We start from the raw sequence: 21,604 nt of genomic DNA on the forward strand, positions 1-21,604 counted from the left end.
CCCATTTCCTATTGTTTGATACAATTGCTTCTGGTTTTTATAGAGGATTTTTTGTGAAGACGCATTCATTTTGGCGCGAGTTGCCGAGCCTTTTTTTATCCTGGTGAGCGCAGCACAGAAGAATTGCTGATCTGCTGCGAGGGCATCTGAACTTTCAAGAATTCCTGTAGAACATAAAATTAGTAATCAGATATTCCACTAAGTTTACTGCTTATTGCTTAAATTTCACCACTGAGCCGACGAATGGTAGGTTTCTAAATACTGATTTCGCTCGGCTCTTTCTTGCACTTGTTCCTAAGCAAAAACACCTCCAAGTTGAACGATTATTTTACAATAGTCGTATCTTCAACTTAAAGGTGTTTTATGCTGTCTCAAACTTTGGAGTCAGTTCCCTTGCTTTTACCAACCACCGAAACTTCTCTTATAACTCTATGCTAAAGCTTGAATTTATTAATTTGTATACGCAGCTTCTCGGCCATATGAGCAAGCTCTGCGGAGGAGGAAGCTACTTCTTCCATCGAAGCCATTTGCTCTTCTGCCGCAGCGGAAACATTTTGTGATTCTGCCGAAGTTTCAGTGGCCGAGTCGGAGATGAGGCGAATGGATTCTACTAACGTATTTGTGCCGGACACCATCTCGCCAGATGATTGCGATACGCCTTGAATACTTACGGCTACTTCTTGAATGGAAGAGCGAATGCGGGCAAATAGCTCGCGAGCTTCTTCCCCCGTATGTCTTCCTTCAGCCGCTTGGGAGACGGTCTGTTCGGAGGCTTGAAGAGTCCGATTAATTTCAGTGCGAATACTTCCGATGAATCCTGCAATTTGTTCTGCAGAATCCATGGATTGGCCTGCAAGCTTGCGGATTTCATCTGCAACGACGGTAAACCCGCGGCCTGCCTCCCCGGAGCGAGAAGCCTCAATTGCGGCATTCAACGATAATATATTCGTTTGGCGGGCGATTTGGCTAATGATGCTTACGACATCGCCGATTTTGCCAGACAATCCGCTGAGAGCATGAATCGTTTGGGAGAGCTCGCTGATGCCTTGTTCCATTTGGATCATCTTCCCATTAAGCTGATCCATGGAGGCCGCTCCATCATCAGAAAGATTGGATGCCTCCGAAGCAATGCCAGCCGCATTCGTACTATAAGAAGCAATTCCATCAATTTGTACAGCGATGTTGTCGGCTGCTTGGCTTCCGTCCTGCAAGCTGGACGTTTGACGCTCGGAGCTTTCCGCCACGACGAGAATCGCTTCGGAAATGCTTTGCGCCACGCGTGCGCCTTGATCGGCTCCCTCTGCAAGCTGCTTTGCAGAATCCGTCAGCTGCTCGGACAAGCCGTTAACCTCCTTCATTAACAGCTGCATTTGGTCGCCAGCGGCGTTAAAGGATTGCAGCGCCTTGCTAATATCGCTTTTGCCTTTGACTGGAATGCGGTAGGTTAAATCTCCTTGCGCCAAAACATCAATGCCGTGTGTCAATTGGCGAATGGGGTGTACAATTCGTAGAGCAATCAGAATGGTTGTGATAAGGGCAAGAATAATAATGCCTGAGCCAACTAGGACGATTAAATTAAGTAAAGTATTAACTGGTTTTAAAATTTCACTTTCCTCTGCAAACATCGTAATTACCCAGTTGAGGCCGGTCACACTCATAAACCCAATTTTTTTAGTGCCATTTTCCTTATAATGAATTGCGCTGGTATGGCCTTGGGTTGCATTAGTGAGTGCTTGATCAAGCGGAGCGATGCCCAGATCGGACATTTTTTTGCTTAATACATACGATTCATCGGAGTAGGAGAGGAACGTTCCATCAGGCAGCGTCATATATGCTTTTCCAGTCTCCCCGAATTGGGCTTTGGTAACGCCAATTACCGCATCGCTAATGGAATAGGAGGCCCCGTAAAATCCATAGGCTTTGCCGTCTTTCACTAATGGAGCGCCAACGATAACGACCATGGTACCCATGGTTTTGGAAATAACGGGATTAGAAATGAACGGCTTGCCTTCTTTGGCAAGCTCGATATATGGCCGATCGGCTACATTGACGTCCGTATTTTTAACGTTAACGGCGTTGGCACCGATTAAATCAAGCGAGAAAAAAATTGATTCAAATTCAGGATGCTGCTTGTGGGCTTGGACGAGAAAATCAAGCTGCTGCCCTCGATCTGCGGCTACTTTGGAGCCTTGCTCGGCGATAACTTGCATGATCGCTTGCTTCTCTACCAAATTGGCATCAATTTCTTTGGCCAGCAAGCTGGAGTAGAGCTCCATTTGTTCCTCGGCTTGAATTTGAACTTCTCTGGCGGTAGGGACGTAGAACGTGTAGGAGAGGACAGAGACACAAACGATAATAATCAACAGTGTGGATAAGACAATTCTACCTGCGGTCTGACGAATCGAGCCAAGTATAAGCAAATTGCGCATAAAACGGGAATTCTTAAAGGGCATTACTATTCTCCTTTGTATAAAGTATGTATTTTATTAATATCGGTTGCAGAATACAAAATTATTATTATTATTTTTAGAGCCAATATTGAAAATCTTTCATATTATTAATTTCTAAAATGTAATCGCTTGCAAAAAACTAAGTAATTACCCATTAAATTAATGATTACTGCGTAGGAATAATTAAATATGATGTTTTTGTAAAATTCAGTTAAAAGCAGTTGGAATCATAACTTATGCAGTTCGCTGAATGAATGGGGAATTATGCGAATCATCCAAAATAATAGGGTAAAGTTGATCTGCATAAGTGACAATTGTAAGACAAGCAATCAAACTAAAAAGCGCCTGAGTCGTCCAGTTATGAACGAGCAGGCGCTGAATGCTTCAATGTTGGATAAGGAATAAAATGATGAATATGCGGTTCACGCATTGCTTATTGGAAAAGTCCAAAAATGCCATCTGGCAGCCATAGCTTTCTCACAACCAAGCACACGATCAGTACGACAACGCCTACGATTATATTTTTCGTTAATTTATTCATTGCTGTTCCTCCCCCTTGAATGGTCAGGTGTAATCATCGCGTCTTACTTATCGAACCGTTTTTTACCGTATACAAGAAAGCACAATGCTAGAGATACAATCGTCCACAGGACTAAGTTTAGAAGATTCCCGCCAATCTGCGATAGCCCGCCATCTTGAATAAGCGCTGTTATCGCCAGCATAAACTGGTGTGAGGGCAGTACGTCGATGATTTTCATCAGAGCAGGAAGATCCAGATTGGGTACAAATATGGGCCCGAAAATAAATAACAGCAGCAGAGGAAGACCTACTATGGATGATTCCGAGGCTGTACGTGCAATGAGGCCAATAACGGTACCTAATGCCATAAAAATAAGCAGCAACAGAATCGATAGGATGATCAAATATACGATATTGACATCAGGTACGCCAGATATCGCCAAACACACTGCGATTACAAGGAGGGCGAACAACGTTGTCGTCGCACTTTTCCCGGCAAGAACCTCCAGCTTCGAAGCTGGAGACAGCATGAGCGAGCGCAGTGTATTTTTTTCCTTCTCTTCGGCAATCATATTCGCCTGAACGAAAGCTCCGGTAATGGATATGGCAACTAGTATAGGAATAGAAAGAAAGGTCAGGTCGCTCGGTTCGTCTTCCTTTTGATTAAATAGAACGGCAAGCAGAATGGGCATTCCCGCATTTAATAAAATTTGTGGATTGCGAATGGAATCCTTCCACTCTTTTTTGACCATTGCTCTAAAGCGGCGTATGGAAAACGTCATTCCAGTCCCCTCCCTGTCAATTTCACAAAAATATCCCCAAGCGTAGGTTCATTGGAATGGATAGCTAACAAATCTCCTCTTTGGATGAGCTCCCTTATCAAGTTCGCCCCCGCATCATTCTGCTGAACAACCTGTTTTCCCTGCTGCGTAGTCACGGTAATAGAACGGTCGCCGTACTGAAGGCGAAGCGCCTGAGGCGTGTCGAGAGCCGAGATTTCACCATGATTCAAAAAGGCCACACGATCGCAAAGCTCCTCAGCTTCCTGCATATTGTGCGTTGTCAAAAAAATCGTAGTTCCCCGGCTATTCATTTCGCGCAGCGTTTGCTGGATACGGCCGCTATTCACAGGGTCTAAAGCCGATGTAGGTTCATCCAGAAACAGGATATCCGGTTCGTGCAAAATCGTCCTTGCCAGCGTAACCCTCTGCTTCATCCCTTTGGAAAGCCGCCCGACCAGAGTATGCTTGTCGTCATTTAAATTCACCGCATCTAGAACGGTTTCGATTCTGCGATCCGCCACGCCATACAGGCGGCAGAACAAAGCAAGATTGTCATACACGCTAAGACGCTCATACGTACCGCTGTTATCTGTAAGCACACCGATCTTGCCCAAAAACTCCGAATGCCGACTCCGTGCCGGATCGCTCCCAAGTACCTTTACTCGCCCGGAGGTATAGAGCAGCTGAGAAGTAAGAATTTTTACTGTTGTCGTTTTTCCGGAGCCGCTGGGACCAAGAAAGCCAAATATTTCTCCTTGCTTAACTTGAAAGCTAATGTTCTTCAGAGCCCGTTTCTTTTTGTACAGCTTTTCGAGGCCTTCTACCTCAATGATTGATTGCATGACGATTACACCTTCCCTTAACATGAGTAGCTGGTAGCTCCTTTCCAGACTAAGCGTGAACGGAGCCGAATACAGCAAATTACCCGTGAAAAGAGCTATTTACAAGCTGAATGCCGTCATTTGGGGGAGCCAATGGAGCAGACCTACAGTCCAACAAAGGTTCGGAGCTCCTCAAATTTTCCCTTGGATAACGGAATTCTGGATTTATCATCGTCGCTTAGAACCAGACTGTAGCTGTTGCGGCTCCATACAATCAATTCGGCGATCTGATCCAGATTGACGATATAGGAGCGGTGGCAGCGATAAAACCGATACAGCTTTAACTTCACCTCTAATTCCGCAAGTGTCCATGGACAGGAGAGGTTGCCTTCCTTCGTGTACAAATGTGTGATGCCCTCGATGCTTTCGATGTAACGAATATCACTAGGATCTATGAATACATATTTGTCCTCGGTTTTCACCATGAGTTTAGCCAGCCTTAAGGCATTCTCTTCTTGCAGTTCACGGTTGGCTATTGCGGGCTCTTCGTCTTCAGCAATGGACTCTGGCTCGTTGGAATCCAATTGTTCCTGTACAGGAACAGGGGCAAGCGAGCTTCCAGTCAATCGGAAGATTCGATTCGATATCGAGAGTGCTTGCTCCAACGTCGAGCATGTGATCAGAATCGCCTTGTTCATGCGAACCAGCCCCGATATCATCCTTCTGACGATCATACAGCTCTCCAAATCGAGATTTTGTTCCGGATCCTCCCAAACAATCAGCTCTGGATCATGAAGGATGCTTCTTGCAAAGCTGAGCAGCCGTTTCTCGGAATAGCTGAGCTTAGAAATCCTTTCATTGGGCTTTCCCGCCAATCCGATTTGGCTAAGCAGTTCTCCAATGGGAGAGGTAACTTCATATAGCTCTGCCCAAAATAATAAGAACTCCTTCACCTTCAAGCGTTCATATAATCCTTCATCCAAACTGCTAAATCCAACCTGCTTAGCTGCCTCAGGGCTGGCCAAAGAAAGAAGCTTTCCGCGATAAGAGATCTGGCAGCCGGAAGATACATTTTCCCCTCGCATTGCCCGAATGAAAGTACGGCCAATATCGTAGTGGCATTGTATAACCACACATTGACCGGAGTCTATCTCGATTACATTTGTGTCTAATATATTCATATCTATAATTCCTCCGATAGAGTAATTTCCAAAGGCTAACCATTTACTTCCTTAGTTGTCATTGTACCATTTCCCCTTTGAAAAGATTGGAGAAACCCCAGTTCTTCCTCATTTTCTTGACTATGAAATGATGAGTTCAGGCTGCATCTTAAAGTTCATTTTTTGTCGAACCTAGCTGATTTATAGCATCATCATATCCTCATGGGTAGAATACGAGGACTGGTCAAGGGCTAAAGCCGTTCTAATCAATGAATCATTATTGTAAACGCTTCCAAATTATTGTAATATATCGGATGAAGTGCAATTTCGAAACAAGGATGGAAATGACATGCGGATCAAATTCAACATCTTTCAGAAATTGCTTGTGATGCTGCTGATTCTGCTGACGCCGATCGTGGCGCTGTACTATTATTCCACGTATAAGAGCATCAACGTCATACAGGAAGAGCTTATCAAGGCGAGCCTGAACCAAATGGAGCTATTTATGGCGCAGCTGGATGCTAGCATAGAGAAGTTTGATCTGGTCTCCGCCCCCATGCTCGTGGATACGAATGTGCTGGAGTACCTGTACAGCATCAATAAGAGCGAGTACTCCCTTATGAAAACAAGGATGCTAATTGAGGAGAAGCTCTCGCTGGCAAGCGCGTCGGGCAACTGGCGCAATGATGTAACCATTTATTTTCCGCAGCGTCGCGATAGCATATCTTCGTCTCCCTCCTATGAATATAATCTGGAAGAGTTTGAGGACCGCTTCTCGCTAGGCTGGAGCTACCGTGAAGATTTGGGGGGAGGATCGGGTTTCACTCGAACCTATGTCACGACGGGGTACAAGCCGGCTCATCCGGACGATCTGGATGTTGCCGTACGCATTAACTTGTACAAGTGGAGCTTCGAGAATCTGCTCGACACCTACAAATCGGGCCATTCCGACAATCCGTTTTTTTACAAAAAGGGACATTCCATTATCGCGAGCCGGTCTGCAGAAGGGCTAAAAATGGACGGGATCGTCACAGAGTTAGGCGATAGGGTTAATAACCGTTCTTCAGGTTTCTTGATCCATTCGTTCGAGGGCAGGCCTTATCTGATGACCTATTATTATTCTAGTCTTCTTGACTGGCACCTCATCGATTCCGTTCCGCTCGATCAGATTATCGGGCCGATCAAGCAGCAGAGGATTTTGTTTGGCGCTTCTTCTATTATTTTACTCCTATCCGGTATCGCTGCCGCGTCTGCCTTGTACTGGAACGTACAGAGGCCAATCTTGCGTCTCGTGCACGCGGTGCAGCGGATCAAGCGAGGCGATTACGCCTACCGTCTGCCGAAGAAATCGAACAATGAATTTGCGTTCCTCATGCAAAACTTCAACGAGATGGCAACGCAGATTCAAGATCTCATCGAGAATGACTTACAATCTCGTATTCTTGCCCGTGATGCCACGCTGAAGCAGCTGCAGGCGCAGATTCATCCTCATTTTTTGTACAACTGCCTAGGTTTTATCATTAACATGACCAAGATGGGAAAGGATCAGGCGGTCATGGACATGGCGTATCATCTAGCAGACTATTACCGATACACAACACGTATGGACAATCAGGGAGTCAGCATGGGCGAAGAGCTTGCGTTCGTGCGCATTCATCTGGAAATTCTCAAGCTGCGCAATGAGACGCTGACCTACAGCATCGAGCTGCCGGAAGAGCTTGCGGAAATCCGCGTTCCCCGGCTTCTTATCCAACCGATTGTGGAAAATGCGATCGTGCATGGACTAGAAAATGTCGATTATCCGGGCCGCGTAGAAATTAGGGTCTACGTCAAGGATAGCCAGGTGCACTTGGAAGTGGAAGATAACGGTATAGGACTGAGTGCGGAGGAGATCGACCAGTTGCAAATTGTACTACGTATCCCAGCTGGCGAATATGCCGGCTGCGGGTTGTGGAACGTATATCAGAGATTGCTGGGCAATTATGGCGCAGACGCTAAAATTGCTTTTATACCATCCAGGCTGGGTGGGCTAACGGTGCAATTGGTTTGGAGACTGGAGACGAAACATATAGGGGGATGAGCGATGAAGAGCCTGCTTGTGGTTGATGATGAGAAGCACTATGCAGATAGCCTTGCCGACACGATTCCATGGACGAAGCTTGGCATCACCCGGGTCTTGAAGGCTTACAGTGCCAAAGAGGCGCTTTCACTGATGGAATCATTTCCAGTCGACATTCTCATGACGGATATCCGTATGCCGCGCATGAACGGCTTAGAGCTGATCGAGCAGGCCAGGCAGCGCATACCCCAATTAAAATGCTTGCTGCTCACAGGTTATGCGGACTTCGACTATGCACGCAAAGCGATTGAGCTTCAAGCGCTCGAATACCTGATGAAGCCGGCTAAGGACGAGCATCTTCTGGAGGCAATGGGCCGGATCGTTAAGCAGCTTGAACAGGAGCGAACCATTGAACAGGGCTTCCGTATCTATAGGGATAACAGCGCGGAGCTGAAGGCAGGACTGCTGCTCAAGGCGCTCAGCGGCGCCCTAAACGGCGAGATGCTTGCGGAAAAATTGAAACTGTTCGACCTCCCGCTTTTGATGCCGGGACATGTCTCGCTATGCCTCTTTCGGTTGGGTCCGCCCTTTGACAGACAGGATCTCTATTCGCAGTCCCTCATCCGGTTCGCGGTCACGAATATGCTGGAAGAGCTGCTGATGGAGCGGTATGATTGCTGGCCGGCTGCGAACGAGGAAGGAACTCTGCTTGTGCTGGTGTACGACCTATCGGGAGCGCCGCCTGATCGGGAATGGGTGTACGAGCGAATCGACCATTTAAAACGAGAAGTACAAAATTTGCTTAAAGGTGAAATTTTCGTAGGGGAAGCGGATTGTCTCTTTCCGGAAGGGCTGCAGGCTAGTTACATGGCGGCGACTTCGTGTTTGGAAAGCGATGGCCGCTCGTTAGGTCAGGTGCCGGAGAGAAACGAGGAGGAATCGCGCCTCATGCGCAAGCTCTACGAAACGCCTCTTCTGACGCATCTATTAGAGAGTGAAAAATGGGAAGAGGCGGAAGCGAAAATCCGTACGTTCGTATCGCCATTGCTGCACACGGGCTCGCCCGACCTCATGCGGGACGTTTTTTTCTTTCTGTCCAATGCCTTCCAGTATATCGCGAATCGCAGCGGCAGGACGCTGGCTCAGATGCTCACTCCCGAACAGTCCGCCTATGTAAAGGGCAAAATCATGCTTCATGCGTCGCAGCTGGAAGGCTGGGCACTGGACTCGCTGCGTACGCTTCGCGATAAGCTGGGCGAGGAATCCGAGGATCACAGCCAAGCGATTGTCCGAAAGACGCAAGCTTACATACGGAAGGAGCTGGACAAGGACTTGTCGCTTACGATGCTGGCCCGGCGCGTCTTTGTGCATCCTAACCATCTGTCTAAACTCTTTAAGCAATGTACGGATACTACCGTTTCCCAATATATTTACGAGCAGCGCGTGCTCAAGGCGGGCGAACTGCTAAAGCATACAAATAATAAAATTTACCATATTGGAGAAAGCATTGGCTACCCTAATACCAACTGGTTTATTCGTAAATTTCGTGACTATTACCAGGTAACACCGCAGGAATTCAGGGACAGATACCGATTAGGAATGGAGTGATTCGTTCGATAACCTAGTTAGAACCGAAAGGGAGGGTTGGGCTGGTGCAGGGGCGTAGAAGATGGAGGTTTATTCTATTGGCTTTACTGATAGGGAGTCTGCTGCTTGCCGGCTGTTTAAACAGCGTTGGGGAAATGACCAAGAACAGCTTAGCCAACAATGTAACAAAGCCTTTATGGGATTTTCAATACGATCCGCCAATAACGATTACAACGACAATCGTGGACGAGAATCGCCCTAATGCATTCAAGCCAGGCGAGAGCCTCACGGATAACGTGCATACCCGCTGGATGGATGAAAACCTAGGCCTGATCACGAGGTTTGACTGGATTGTCAGCAAGTTCGAGGATGCGGACACTAAAATTCGGCTGGCGCTGGCCGTGAACAGCAAACTCCCAGACACCTTCGGGGCAGACGGAGAGATCCTGAAGGATCTGCTCAAAGCCGACAAGCTGCTTCCGCTAAATGACGCCATCGAAAGGTTCGCGCATCCTAAGCTAAAGGAAGCACTCAAGCAGTACGCTTTTACCATGACCGAAGTAACCAAAGACGGCAAGATTTACGGGCTTCCCCGCTTTAATGTAGGAGATGAGGGAACGGTCATGTGGATTCGCAAGGATTGGCTGGAGAAGCTTTCGCTGGAACCGCCGAAGACGCTTATGCAGTTGGAGAACGTAATGAAGGCTTTTTCGGAGCAAGATCCTAACGGGAATGGCACAGACGACGAAGTTGGCTTGGCGGTCTCGCTGAAGGAAGGCCCATGGAATTGGATGGGACAAACCGATGCGATAGCAGGCGCCTTATCCAAACAGATGCTCAGCACCTTCGACATCCGAATGTTTTGGAATGAGGATGAAAATGGCAGCTTGGTCTATGGCGCCGTGCACCCCGATGCCATGAAATATTTGGAGACGATGGCATCCTGGATGGCTAAGGGCTACATGGACAAGAATGCAGGCATGAAGGACTCCAGCAAAGCGGCCGAGCTGGCGGTCAAAGGAATGGCAGGCGTCATGTTTGGCCCATTCTGGATGGGGGCTTGGCCGCTTGGGGACACGACAAAGGCTGATCCTAACGCGAATTGGCAGGCGTATCCGCTTCCTGCCGGACCTGAAGGATTAAAGGGCAAAGCGCAAAAGCCTTTGTACGGCATCTATTCGGTTTTTAGCAAGGACTTCAACCATATGGAAGCTTGGTTTGCGTATTATAACAAGCTGCTCGCCAAAAATTTTGGACCGCAGGACCCGTACTTCGATCCCCGTTTCGAGAAAGGGTTTCACGAAGGCTACGACTATGTGATCAAGGACAACAAGGTGATCACCGTTAATTTTGATGCGGAAGGCGTGCCCCCTAACGAATGGCCGCTCCCGGACGGTTCATCCATCGATATGCGTTGGATGCTGTATCCGCTGACCGGCGGCGCACCGACGCTGCCGTATATGAATGCAGCCGCGATCAAGAAAATAGTGGAAAATTCGAATGCTGAAGTAATGACGCCGATTGAACAGGGCATCAAAGGGCTGAATTCGGCCCAGCTAATGGCAGCTGGGGTCGCGATGTCCGAGCAGGGGCTTGAAATTCCGAACCGGTACCACGGGCCGTTGACGGACGGGATGGAGAAACACGGAGTGTTCCTGCAGAAGCTTGCAACGGAGTGCTACCTGGACATCATTTATGGGGAGAAGCCACTCTCCTACTTCAATGAGTTTGTAGCCCAGTTTTACAAAAATGGCGGCGACGTGATTACGAAAGAAGTCAACGATTGGTATCAGGACAATAAACCATAATGGCGTATTGATTAGAACATAGAGGGGGAGGCCGCATTCGGTGCATCGGATGCGGCCTCCCTTATCTTTTGGATAGGACGACGAACGCAATGGCTTGTTTTCTTCTATGATCGTTTATTCCTTCTATATACCGGAGCCAGCTTCACGAATTAAAATATTTACATAAGTAAGCGTTTTCATTGAGGGAGAGGTGATGGCGCACAGAAGCCGCTAAGAAGTCGAGTGCGAATAAGATTCATGCAGAGCAAACCGTCAACCATTTGAAGGAGGAGAGGTAATGAGGAAAAAAGTAAGTTTAATCCTTTCAATTACGATGTTCGTTACAATCTTATTTTCGAATCCGATCACGACGAACGCCGCTACCCCCGAAGCGCCAGCAGGGTGGAGAAACTTATTGGATTATAAAATATTTAGCAATATAACAGATGGCTGGGCAGGAGATAGCGGATTCGGCTTGGAAACAGTGGATAGCAAGCTGCCGATTGATCCGACGGTTACGTACAATGGATTGCCTTCTTTGCTATTAAATACGAAGACGCCTACCAGTCCGTCCTGGTTCAACGCGTTAATTACGGTTGCCGGCTGGAAAGCGTATGACTTTACGTCTTATCATCCAAACGGTTTTCTTGAGTTTAATATTAAGGGGAACGCCGGTGGAGAGTCCTTCCTTATTGGCTTCAAGGATAGAGTATTCGAACGGGCTGCCGGCAATGAAATTACGACTACAGTAGACATAAAAACCTATACCAACATTACGACGAGCTGGACCCATGTGAAAATACCTTTAAAGGATGTCATTCAGGTCTCGCAAGGCATTGACCGAACTTCGATCGATTCATTATCCATCAAAAATAATGGTTTTCAACCTTTAAAGGTCTGGTTTAATGACATTAGGGTTACCTCTCCCGATAAGGAGAAAGAGTATGCGCCCATCAAGGTCAATCAAGTGGGCTATCCTGTCGATGGCATAAAGCAGGCACTCGTGACCGGGTTTGAGGATGTCCTTACTGTCGATGAGGGGACGCCGTTTAACGTTGTGAATGCAACCACCAATGCTACGGCCTTCTCCGGAACGCTTGTGCTCACCGATAATTATGAAGCCATAGACAGTGGAGAGCGAATTTTCACGGCTGACTTTACGAATTTCACTGTACCGGGCAAATACTATGTGGCGGTGCAGGGAGTCCAGAATTCACCTAAATTCTCGATTGGCAGTGCTAATGATATTTATGAGCCATTCTTGGTTGACGTATCCAGATATTTTTATCACCAGAGAACCGGTATAAATATTACGAGCCCGTATACTCAGAATTATCAGAGAACCGATTTTACGCCAGACACAGCGGTACCTTTAATGTCCAACCCTTCCATTAAGAAAGACGTTTCTAAAGGCTGGTATGATGCGGGCGATAAAGGCAAATACGTTAACGCTGGCGCCAAAGCCTTGTCCGATCTCTTCTGGGCTTATGAAGTGATGCCGGAGAAATTTACGGACAATCAATTTAATATTCCGGAGAGCGGAAACGGCATTCCTGATATTCTCGATGAGTCACGCTGGGAACTGGAATGGATGCTGAAAATGCAGGATGCGGCAAGCGGCGGCTTCTATGCCCGCGTGACTTTCCAGGATGACGACAATATGGTCGACAGACAGATTATCGACAAAGATACCGTAAGCTCACGGACAGCTATCAAAACAACTGCCGATACGGCTACCGCAGCTGGAGTATTGGCACATGCCTACCTGATCTATCAAAATATCGATCCGACCTTTGCTCAGCAATGTCTAAATGCGGCAGTAGCGGCATGGGGGTATTTGGAGGCGCACCCGGAAAATATCCGAACGCCTAATACGGGCAGATGGCCTTACGATGTTACCGATGATGCTGCAAATCGTTTGTGGGCTGCAGGCTCTCTATATCGTTCAACTGGTGATGTCAAATACAACAATTATTTCCTTGCGAACTACACCAATATGGCGATATTTTTTGAGGATACCCTTGATTTCGCAAGCAGCTGGGCGAACACCTGGAATACGGGCTTCTTCAGTTATATGAAAGCTGCTAATAAAAGCTCTGCAGTCGTCAGCTGGTATACGACCAAATTCCAGCAATGGTTTAATGATAAGGTCACTAGATACAACGAAAGCTCTTGGAAAAGTATCGTAAAAGACGGCAACTATTATTGGGGAATTACTATGCAATATGCCGATACGCCGATGGAAATGATCATTGGCACCAAATTGCTCGGAACCTACGAGAGCAACCGTGCGATTATTAATAAAGTGACTTATAGCCAATTAGACTGGATCCTTGGCCAGAATCCGGTAGGCGTATCTTTCGTATCGGGGTATGGGGATAACAGCGTTAAGTATCCTTTTAGTATTATGTACAGAACCGATGGCTTGCCTGGCGTGCCGAAGGGCTTTCTGGTTGGAGGACCGAACAAATACTCCAACGATGAAGCAGTAGGAAACCAGATTTCTAGATTTGCTGCCAAAAATTATCACGATAACTTCCAGGAATGGACAACGAATGAGCATACCGTCTATTGGAACTCGGGGCTGGTGTTTGTTGCCGCCTATGCCACAGGTAACAGCAACAATTCGACGATCAGCCCGACGTCCGCTGCATTTGACAAGAAAACGGCTATGCAAGTGAACATTCCAGTAACGCTTACCCTGAACGGTAATACGTTTAGCGGCATTAAGAATGGTACGGCGTCTCTGGTTGCAGGCACAGACTACACCGTTTCAGGTAACACGGTTACACTGCAAAAAACTTATCTCGCTCAGCAGCCCGTCGGAACGACAAACCTAACATTCCAGTTTAACGCAGGTTCCTCCGCTGCGCTATCCATCGCAGTGACGGATTCGTCGGTGACCAACTCGACGATCAATCCGACGTCCGTTACCTTTGACAAAAATACCGCTATACAAGCTAATGTTCCGGTGACGCTGACGCTGAACGGCAATACGTTTAGCGGCATTAAGAATGGCACTGCTACCCTGGTTGCGGGAACGGACTATACCGTATCGGGCACGTCGGTGACGATTCAGAAGGCTTATTTGGCCGCCCAACCGGTGGGAACAACGACGCTGACATTCAACTTCAGCGCGGGAGCGAATGCGACTCTTGCGGTCACCGTAATAAACACCACTTCCAGCGGAAGCGGGTCAATTAAGGTGCAGCAGTACAATTCCACCACCGCGGCAACGAGCAACACGCTGAATCCGCGGATCAAGCTGACGAACACGGGCACTACCGCCATCAATATGTCCGACGTGAAGCTGCGTTATTATTACACGATTGATGGTGAGGTCGCCCAGAGCTTTTTCTGTGACTGGTCGCATGTGGGCAGCAGCAACGTAACGGGGACCTTCGTCAAATTGGCGGCTCCTCTGACTGGGGCCGACCATTATCTGGAGATCGGCTTTACGAGCGGAGCCGGAAGCTTGGCTGCGGGAGCAAGTATAGAGCTTCAGATCCGCGTGTCCAAGACCGATTGGACGAACTATACGCAGACGGGTGACTACTCCTTCGATTCGACCCACACGGCTTATGCGGATTGGAGCAAAACGACTGGCTACATCGCTGGCGCTCTCCAATGGGGAACGGAGCCCTGAATAGCGTAAGGATGAAATGTTGTGGAGCGGGTGGGAGCTTCTCCGAGTTTGGTGGTTGGCATGTCCACTCGAATTCATCATAATAATTTATTGGAATGATTGCAGTATATGATTATTATGGATTGAAAACGAAAAGAATCTGGGTCGCTCTGAAGCTTGATATCAGAACGACCCATTTTTTGTGTGGTGGCAACTGAGACATAATAAAGAGAAATGGAGAGCCATCCCATTATAGAGTTGTAATTATGTTTCATAATTAAGATAGCTCTTTATTTAGTGAATTCCAAAAAGCAATAAATACCTAAAAACATCGCATAAAATAAAATCTGTTCCTGACACAATCGTTGTACATTTCGAGGGAGGAGACACCCCTGTTCCCCACCGAACAGAACAGTGGATATAAAAAAGATGACCCCGTAAATTTAAGGGTCATCTCTTGGTATCTTAACTCCGCTATAGTTAGTTTAAATAATCATCAATTCGATTAAGTGTTCAGCTCAGCCTAAATAAAAAATAAATTGAACACAAATTAACGCTATGATATAATCGTTAGCGTAATTGACAAATTAAAATATAAGTGTACTAATTATTACTCCTAATTTAATTGTACATCTGCCACTTTAATTTGTCAATGCTCTTTTTTGTTCCAGAAAACGGAAAAAGGAGTGTGTTCAGAAGTGATGGATAGAATGGATTGGCAGCAGGAACAGGAACGGCTGGAACGGGTCAGGAACAAGCTGAAGGAGAGGATCGCTGAGTTGGAGCCGGAGGTGGCGGGGCTGCACGATCAGGCTACGGACATCCGCAAGCGGTTTTGGGAAGAAGTTACGATTAACACAAGCACTTACGAAGATTTCGAGGAGTCCTTCTACACGATAAATCAACAGTCCGCGATATTGGCGGAACGGGAACGTGGCCATAAGCTGTTAACACAGCAATGGAAAAGCATGAACCGTCTGCTCCCGTCTCCTTATTTTGGACGCATAGACTTTCAGGAGGATGGCCTGGATTTCGGTGAGCAGATCTATATAGGCGTGTCCTCTTTCCTTGATGAAGAGGGATTGAGCTTTCTGATTTATGACTGGCGTACGCCTATTGCTAGCCTGTACTACGATCACTCTCCGGGCCTAGCGTCTTATGTTACACCGGCCGGACGAATCGCAGGAACGATGGAGCTTAAACGACAGTTTCAGATTCAGAACGGGCAAATCCGCAACATGTTTGACGCGAACGATACGATCGGAGATGAGTTGCTGCAGCAAGTGCTCGGCAAGGGTGCGGACTCGCAAATGAAGAGTATCGTGGCAACTATCCAGAAGGAACAAAATGCCATCATCCGCAATGACACAAGTCGGATGCTAATTGTACAAGGAGCGGCTGGCAGTGGCAAGACTTCCGCGGCATTGCAGCGAGTGGCGTACTTGCTTTACAAACACCGCCAGACGATCAGGGCTGATCAGATCGTTCTTTTCTCACCGAATCCGATGTTTAGCAGTTATATATCAACCGTCCTTCCGGAGCTTGGAGAAGAGAATATCCAGCAGACGACTTTTCAGGAATATGTCGACTATTGGTTAGGTTCTTCGTTACGCGCGGAGGATCCCTTAGATCAGATTGAATATGTACTGACTGCTCAAGGAGAACCGGAGTACGAGGCCCGTATTCAGGGGATCGAATATAAGGCTTCCGAGTCTTTCCTGCAAGCCCTGCAGAACTATGGATTATGGTTAGGAAGGGAAGGCATGCGATTCAATGCAATTCGGTTTCGGGACCGCGATTTGATTACCGCGGAGCGAATGAGAGCGGAATTTTATAATTATGACCGTTCCTTGCCGTTGCTCAACCGTATTATTCTCTTGCAGGAGTGGCTGCTGAATAAGCTTGCTTCGCTGGAACGCATGGAACGGGACGCGCCATGGGTAGAGGATGAATTGAACTATCTGGACACCGAACAGTATGCGGAAGTTTTCGATATGCTGCATAAAGATCGGGAAGTATTAGACATTGCTGAACAATTCGCCACAGTTCGCGAGAAAATGACCAACAAGCGACGAGAAGATGAAAGTGATTTTGACTTCTCTCGGAAGGAGGAGGGGCTGTTCCGCCGAAGGATCGTGAAAGAAAGCTTTATACCGTTAAAGAAAAGTGTAAAGAAACTTTCGTTTGTAGATGTCATAGGCATATATAGCGAATTGTTTGCGGACGAAGCCTCTTATCGGGAGAAAACGAGCGGGGCCGTGTTCCCGCCGCTGTGGCTTGAAATATGCAGGCAAACCAAGGAAAAGCTGCTTCGGAACGAGTTGTTCCATGAGGATGCAACTCCTTATTTGTATGTAAAAGAGCTGATCCAAGGCGTACGTACAAATACGGAAATCCGCTACGTCTTCGTTGATGAGGGTCAGGATTATTCTTCGTTTCAATATGAATATCTGAAAAAACTGTTTCCTCGTGCCCGAATGACGGTGCTTGGTGACTTTGGGCAAGCGATCTTCATGCAGGCTACAAGCTTGGCCGCATCCGATTCGCCGCTGATTCGCCTTTTTGGAGAGACAGAGACAAGCTTAGTCTCCTTGGTACGCAGTTATCGTTCAACCAAGCAGATTGTTGAATTTACGAAATCGATGCTTCCAGGCGGAGAAGAAATTGTGCCGTTTGAAAGGGGAGGCCAAAAGCCGCTTCTGACGAGACTTGACGGCAAGGAAAAGCGTGATAGGCAAATCGTGGCAGATATCGCGGCGCTGAAGGCTGAGGGCTTCGATTCCATCGCCGTCATTACAAAGACCGCAGCCGAAAGCCGGGATGCCCATGAAAGGTTACGGATCCAAGGTGGCGAAGCTCAGCAGCTCATGACGAAGGAGACAATGGGCTTTGAAAAAGGAGTAATGATCATTCCTGTGTATCTCGCCAAGGGTGTCGAGTTCGATGCAGTTTTGGTCTACGATGCTTCACCCGAAGCCTATGGCCAGGAAAGCGAGCGAAAGCTTCTTTATACGGCGTGTACGCGGGCCATGCACCGGCTTCACCTTTATACGACGGGCGACTGGTCGCCGTTCGTGAAGGCATTGCCTACGAATTTGTACGAGAACTAAGGCCGCCAAAATGTGGCGCCTTTCTCAGTTAATTAGCAGGAAAGATTGGTTATAATCATCGTCTACCTTCATCTTTATGATAAAATTTAGCAAGGTATCCGATGTGGTTTCGGAAATGGGGGGAGTGAGTGACAGCATCGCTTGATTGTTATCTCAATGAAAAGTTTCCGGGGCTGAAACTGGAATCTCCTTTGTTTTATAACGCGGATATAGGCATTCGATTTGAGATTGGGAACCCGGACCCTTTGGTTTCTGATGAGAAATATAGGGAACAAGTTCGCTTTCGTACTACTCAACTATTTAAAAATGCGCATAGTGACAGTGATGAAATTTATATTGTTTTATTACGGGGAGTTAAAAGAAATAGGAAGCCTTTCAGGATAAACGTCTTTAACAAAGGCGTGAAAAGCAGTGGGATTTTGAAAAAACTCAGCTGCAGCAGCATCGAGATTTCTGATGAAGAGGACAATGAATGGGTTTCTTCCCGTTATGTGCTGAGTTGCAAAACATCAGATATTAAGCCTGCAATATTCCTTTTCTCGCAGTATAGGATCTTTTTTGTAAATATAACTCGTCATACGATTTTTTATTTATATGACAGTAGAGGCCTAGATCTCGTTTCAAACACGAAGGCTTCACTTCAGGACCTTTACATGAACTATAACCATTGGATTTTGGATTACGATAGAGAGAGTATTGACTCCATCTTTAAATCGTAGGTTTTTTTACAATAAGCATTAGTTGAAAAGAGCAAGGAGCAGTTACTACGGTAGCTGCTTCTTGTCTTTGTTCACGGTGTTAACAGTTCGAATAATGCGTTGAGTTTTTATTCCCAATATCGCATAATGACTCAAAAGATACAAAATGATTTTCATGAGGGAAAAATACAGCTAAGACGGGAGCCTATAACGATGATATCTAGCAAAAAAAGTGCAGAACATTATATCTGGGGAGATCATTGTGACGGATGGCATTTAGTTAAACATCATAATTTAAGCGTAATTCATGAAAGAATGCCAGCAAGTACTTCAGAGGTGAAGCATTATCATCAGCAATCGCTTCAATTTTTCTTTGTTTTGTCTGGTACTGCAACCATTGAAATGGAGGGTAAAGAAATTGTTCTTCATCCACAAGAAGGAGTCGAGGTTCCTCCTCTAGTACATCATCAAATGTTCAATAAATCAGACCATGACATTGAATTTTTGGTTATTTCTCAGCCTATAAGCAAGGGAGATCGGATAGTTGTCGATTAAGTGTGCAGCCTCGTTCCTACATTTTGAAACGATTGAAACTGAATTGCAGAGGACTTCATAGATGCTTAAAAGTAATCGAAGAGGGTGTCCTAAAGCTTATGGCTTTAGAGAGGCCCTCTTTTACGTATTTTTGAAAAGCAGGCCTCTTGATGCCAAAGAATCAATAAAGAGGATAAGCATTTCTTTGAAGATAAAAGAATCATAGTTGCATTAATATAATATGATAGTTTTGCTCAACCGCAAAGCCTAGGCTTTATGCGGTTTTTCGATGTTTTTTGCTAAATTCTTTTATTATTCTTTTATTAGGCCGTGCTATAATCAAATTAATAAATGGAAACAGATTACAGGGGAGGCAATGTCGTGTATAGCAAAAGATTACAGAAAATGACCGTTATGCTCATAATGGTCAGCCTCATAACGAGCATGTTCCTGACGATGGGAACTCCTAATTCGGTATATGCAGAGGAGGATACGACTCTTTTTGCAGGCGGTGAGGGCACGCTTGAGAATCCTTTTAAAATAGCGACTGCAGACAACTTGAGAAATGTTTCGATCCCTGGACCGGGAGCGTACTTCCAGCAGGTTGCCAATATTGGCTTGACGGGCAATTGGACACCGATTGGCAGCTTTAGCGGTATTTATGACGGTGCTAGCTTTACGATTGAAAATCTTACTATTAGCTCCCCTGACTCTTTTATAGGGCTATTCTCAAATATAACGAGCGGTGCTGTTTTAGAAAATATGAGATTGGAAAGCTTTAATATTACCGCTACAGGAGACAACGCCTTTGTAGGCGGACTAGTCGGCATCATCAACGCGGGTGCAACGGTTAAAAATAGCAGCAGCAATGGTGTTATCACTATTACTAATCTTAACATTGCAGGAGGCCTGACAGGCTATAATGGAGGGAATGTCATTAATAGTGAGAGCACAAGTACGATTAATAGCAGCAGTACGAGTTTTAGCGCTGGCAGCCTAATCGGCACGAACGCTGCGACAGGAATGATAAGCGGCAGCAAAGGCAGCGGATCTATTAACGCTCCTGACAGCTATAATGCTTATTTAGGTGGCTTGGTTGGATCAAATGGAGGAACGGTCAGCGCTACTACTAGCAGCAGCATGGTAACAGGTGGAGGAGCAGCCTCTGCGGGCGGTTTGGTCGGTTCAAATCTATCAGGCGGAACCGTTAATGACAGTTACAGCGCAGGCATTGTAAGCGGCAAGGGATCGGCAGTGGTTGGTGGTCTTATTGGCAGAAATGCGGGCAATATAAACCGCAGCTACAGCACGGGCAATGCGCACGCTGGTTCACAAGGAATGGCAGGTGGCTTGGTCGGTTACAAGGCGAATGGAAATATTATGAACAGCTTTAGCTGGGGGAATGCAAGCGGCGACGGGGCTGTATTTGTTGGCGGTCTGGTTGGCATGAATAACGGAGGAGATGTCAGCTACAGCTACAGCACAGGAAGCGCTAGCGGAGGTACCGATGCGAATGGCGGCCTGATTGGATTTAAGCAAGGGACGGGGACTGTTTCTAACAGCTATTATAACAATGCGGCCGCTACAAGTTCTTATGGAGGAGTGGCTAAAAGCGCCACGGAGTTGAAACGGCAAACGACCTTCACAGGTTGGGATTTCAATGCGATTTGGAGGATTGCCGAGGATTACACATATCCCTCACTCCAATGGCAGCCTTATTCCGCTACTGAAATTACATTTATGGATCATAGGGACTTAACATGGGACAGTATTAAGGGTGCGAACAGCGTTAAAGAAGCGGTGATAGAGGATCTTGTTCTTCCAACTTCTGGTGCAGCTGGATCTACGATTACATGGAGTGTACCTAGCGGTGTCGGACTAATTGATACGAGCACAGGCAAGGTGACTAGAGCTACCGACGACGACCATGCCGTAATATTGACGGCTGCGGTGAGTCGTTCTGGGGGACAAACGATATTAAAGGATTTTTCCTTAATCATTTTAGAAGCCCCGAACAACAAGCCTATCCGTCAGTCGAATGTAAATGAGACGGCGAATGCAACGGTATCGGTGAATACCCCATACGAGCTTAATCTCTCCGAAATCTTCGAAGATGCAGATGGAGATCCACTGAGCTATAAGGTATCGGTGAATGGTGCACAGGCGATAGCAGCGGATACGAGCTATACGTACACGCCGATTTCGGCAGGCTTAGTGACGCTGGTCTTCACAGCCAGCGATGAGGAAAGTGACTCTGATGACACGTATACCGTGAGCTTGAGGGCGAACTCTGTACCAGTCCGCCAAGCGGACGTTAATGCAACGGATGAAGCGGTAGTTACGGTGAATACGCCATATACGCTTGACCTTTCTACTATTTTTGAAGATGCGGACAGCAATACGCTGAGCTACAAAGTTTCCGTGGATGGAGAAGCAGCGACGGCTGCCGCAGCAGCGTACACCTTTACGCCA

General features: G+C 46.8%; 12 protein-coding genes. 8 read left to right on the forward strand and 4 right to left on the reverse strand.

From position 1 onward, the window contains the following. Positions 1-434 precede the first annotated feature (434 nt). From FJQ58_RS02300 to FJQ58_RS02315, 4 genes are all read right to left on the reverse strand, one after another. Positions 435-2,453, reverse strand: coding sequence for a methyl-accepting chemotaxis protein (locus FJQ58_RS02300; protein WP_139990822.1), 2,019 nt, complete (start codon positions 2,451-2,453; stop codon positions 435-437). 581 nt (positions 2,454-3,034) lie between these two features. Next, the gene (locus FJQ58_RS02305) at positions 3,035-3,751 is read right to left on the reverse strand and encodes an ABC transporter permease (RefSeq protein ID WP_139990823.1); all 717 of its coding nucleotides are present in this window, start codon (positions 3,749-3,751) and stop codon (positions 3,035-3,037) included. Then, positions 3,748-4,593 carry an ABC transporter ATP-binding protein gene (locus FJQ58_RS02310; RefSeq protein WP_139990824.1) on the reverse strand — a complete coding sequence of 282 codons (846 nt, stop codon included), beginning with the start codon at positions 4,591-4,593 and terminating at the stop codon, positions 3,748-3,750. Before FJQ58_RS02310 ends, FJQ58_RS02305 begins: the two co-directional genes overlap by 4 nt. A 143-nt stretch (positions 4,594-4,736) precedes the next feature. Then, complete coding sequence (locus FJQ58_RS02315) at positions 4,737-5,753, reverse strand: LytTR family transcriptional regulator DNA-binding domain-containing protein (RefSeq protein ID WP_139990825.1); 1,017 nt, start codon at positions 5,751-5,753, stop codon at positions 4,737-4,739. A gap of 328 nt (positions 5,754-6,081) precedes the next feature. On the opposite strand from FJQ58_RS02315, the gene FJQ58_RS02320 reads away from it, so the two are divergent. The 8 genes from FJQ58_RS02320 to FJQ58_RS02355 form a co-directional block, all read left to right on the forward strand. After that, on the forward strand, positions 6,082-7,812 hold the full coding sequence (locus FJQ58_RS02320) for a sensor histidine kinase (protein ID WP_139990826.1): 1,731 nt from the start codon (positions 6,082-6,084) through the stop codon (positions 7,810-7,812). Positions 7,813-7,815: 3 nt separating this feature from the next. Then, the gene (locus FJQ58_RS02325) at positions 7,816-9,399 is read left to right on the forward strand and encodes a response regulator transcription factor (RefSeq protein ID WP_139990827.1); all 1,584 of its coding nucleotides are present in this window, start codon (positions 7,816-7,818) and stop codon (positions 9,397-9,399) included. Positions 9,400-9,476: 77 nt separating this feature from the next. After that, positions 9,477-11,186 (forward strand): type 2 periplasmic-binding domain-containing protein, encoded by a 1,710-nt coding sequence (locus tag FJQ58_RS02330; protein WP_139990828.1) that lies wholly within the window; start codon positions 9,477-9,479, stop codon positions 11,184-11,186. A 277-nt stretch (positions 11,187-11,463) separates the two neighbouring features. After that, on the forward strand, positions 11,464-14,811 hold the full coding sequence (locus FJQ58_RS02335) for a glycoside hydrolase family 9 protein (protein ID WP_139990829.1): 3,348 nt from the start codon (positions 11,464-11,466) through the stop codon (positions 14,809-14,811). A 680-nt stretch (positions 14,812-15,491) separates the two neighbouring features. After that, positions 15,492-17,900, forward strand: coding sequence for an RNA polymerase recycling motor HelD (gene helD / locus FJQ58_RS02340; RefSeq protein ID WP_139990833.1), 2,409 nt, complete (start codon positions 15,492-15,494; stop codon positions 17,898-17,900). 128 nt (positions 17,901-18,028) lie between these two features. Beyond that, positions 18,029-18,619 carry a DUF3885 domain-containing protein gene (locus FJQ58_RS02345; protein WP_139990830.1) on the forward strand — a complete coding sequence of 197 codons (591 nt, stop codon included), beginning with the start codon at positions 18,029-18,031 and terminating at the stop codon, positions 18,617-18,619. A gap of 192 nt (positions 18,620-18,811) precedes the next feature. Then, positions 18,812-19,153, forward strand: coding sequence for a cupin domain-containing protein (locus FJQ58_RS02350; RefSeq protein WP_139990831.1), 342 nt, complete (start codon positions 18,812-18,814; stop codon positions 19,151-19,153). Positions 19,154-19,513: 360 nt separating this feature from the next. After that, positions 19,514-21,604, forward strand: a 2,091-nt coding sequence (locus FJQ58_RS02355) for an immunoglobulin-like domain-containing protein (protein WP_139990832.1), incomplete at its 3' end; no start/stop codon positions are given.

This window comes from Paenibacillus paridis (genome assembly GCF_006345825.1).
GTDB lineage: Bacteria > Bacillota > Bacilli > Paenibacillales > Paenibacillaceae > Pristimantibacillus > Pristimantibacillus paridis.

Bases quoted from the DNA above. Each gene is read 5' to 3' on its own strand.
- FJQ58_RS02300 (WP_139990822.1), bottom strand. From the start codon at position 2,453: ATGCCCTTTAAGAATTCCCGTTTTATGCGCAATTTGCTTATACTTGGC.
- FJQ58_RS02305 (WP_139990823.1), bottom strand. From the start codon at position 3,751: ATGACGTTTTCCATACGCCGCTTTAGAGCAATGGTCAAAAAAGAGTGG.
- FJQ58_RS02310 (WP_139990824.1), bottom strand. From the start codon at position 4,593: ATGCAATCAATCATTGAGGTAGAAGGCCTCGAAAAGCTGTACAAAAAG.
- FJQ58_RS02315 (WP_139990825.1), bottom strand. From the start codon at position 5,753: ATGAATATATTAGACACAAATGTAATCGAGATAGACTCCGGTCAATGT.
- FJQ58_RS02320 (WP_139990826.1), top strand. From the start codon at position 6,082: ATGCGGATCAAATTCAACATCTTTCAGAAATTGCTTGTGATGCTGCTG.
- FJQ58_RS02325 (WP_139990827.1), top strand. From the start codon at position 7,816: ATGAAGAGCCTGCTTGTGGTTGATGATGAGAAGCACTATGCAGATAGC.
- FJQ58_RS02335 (WP_139990829.1), top strand. From the start codon at position 11,464: ATGAGGAAAAAAGTAAGTTTAATCCTTTCAATTACGATGTTCGTTACA.
- helD (WP_139990833.1), top strand. From the start codon at position 15,492: ATGGATAGAATGGATTGGCAGCAGGAACAGGAACGGCTGGAACGGGTC.
- FJQ58_RS02350 (WP_139990831.1), top strand. From the start codon at position 18,812: ATGATATCTAGCAAAAAAAGTGCAGAACATTATATCTGGGGAGATCAT.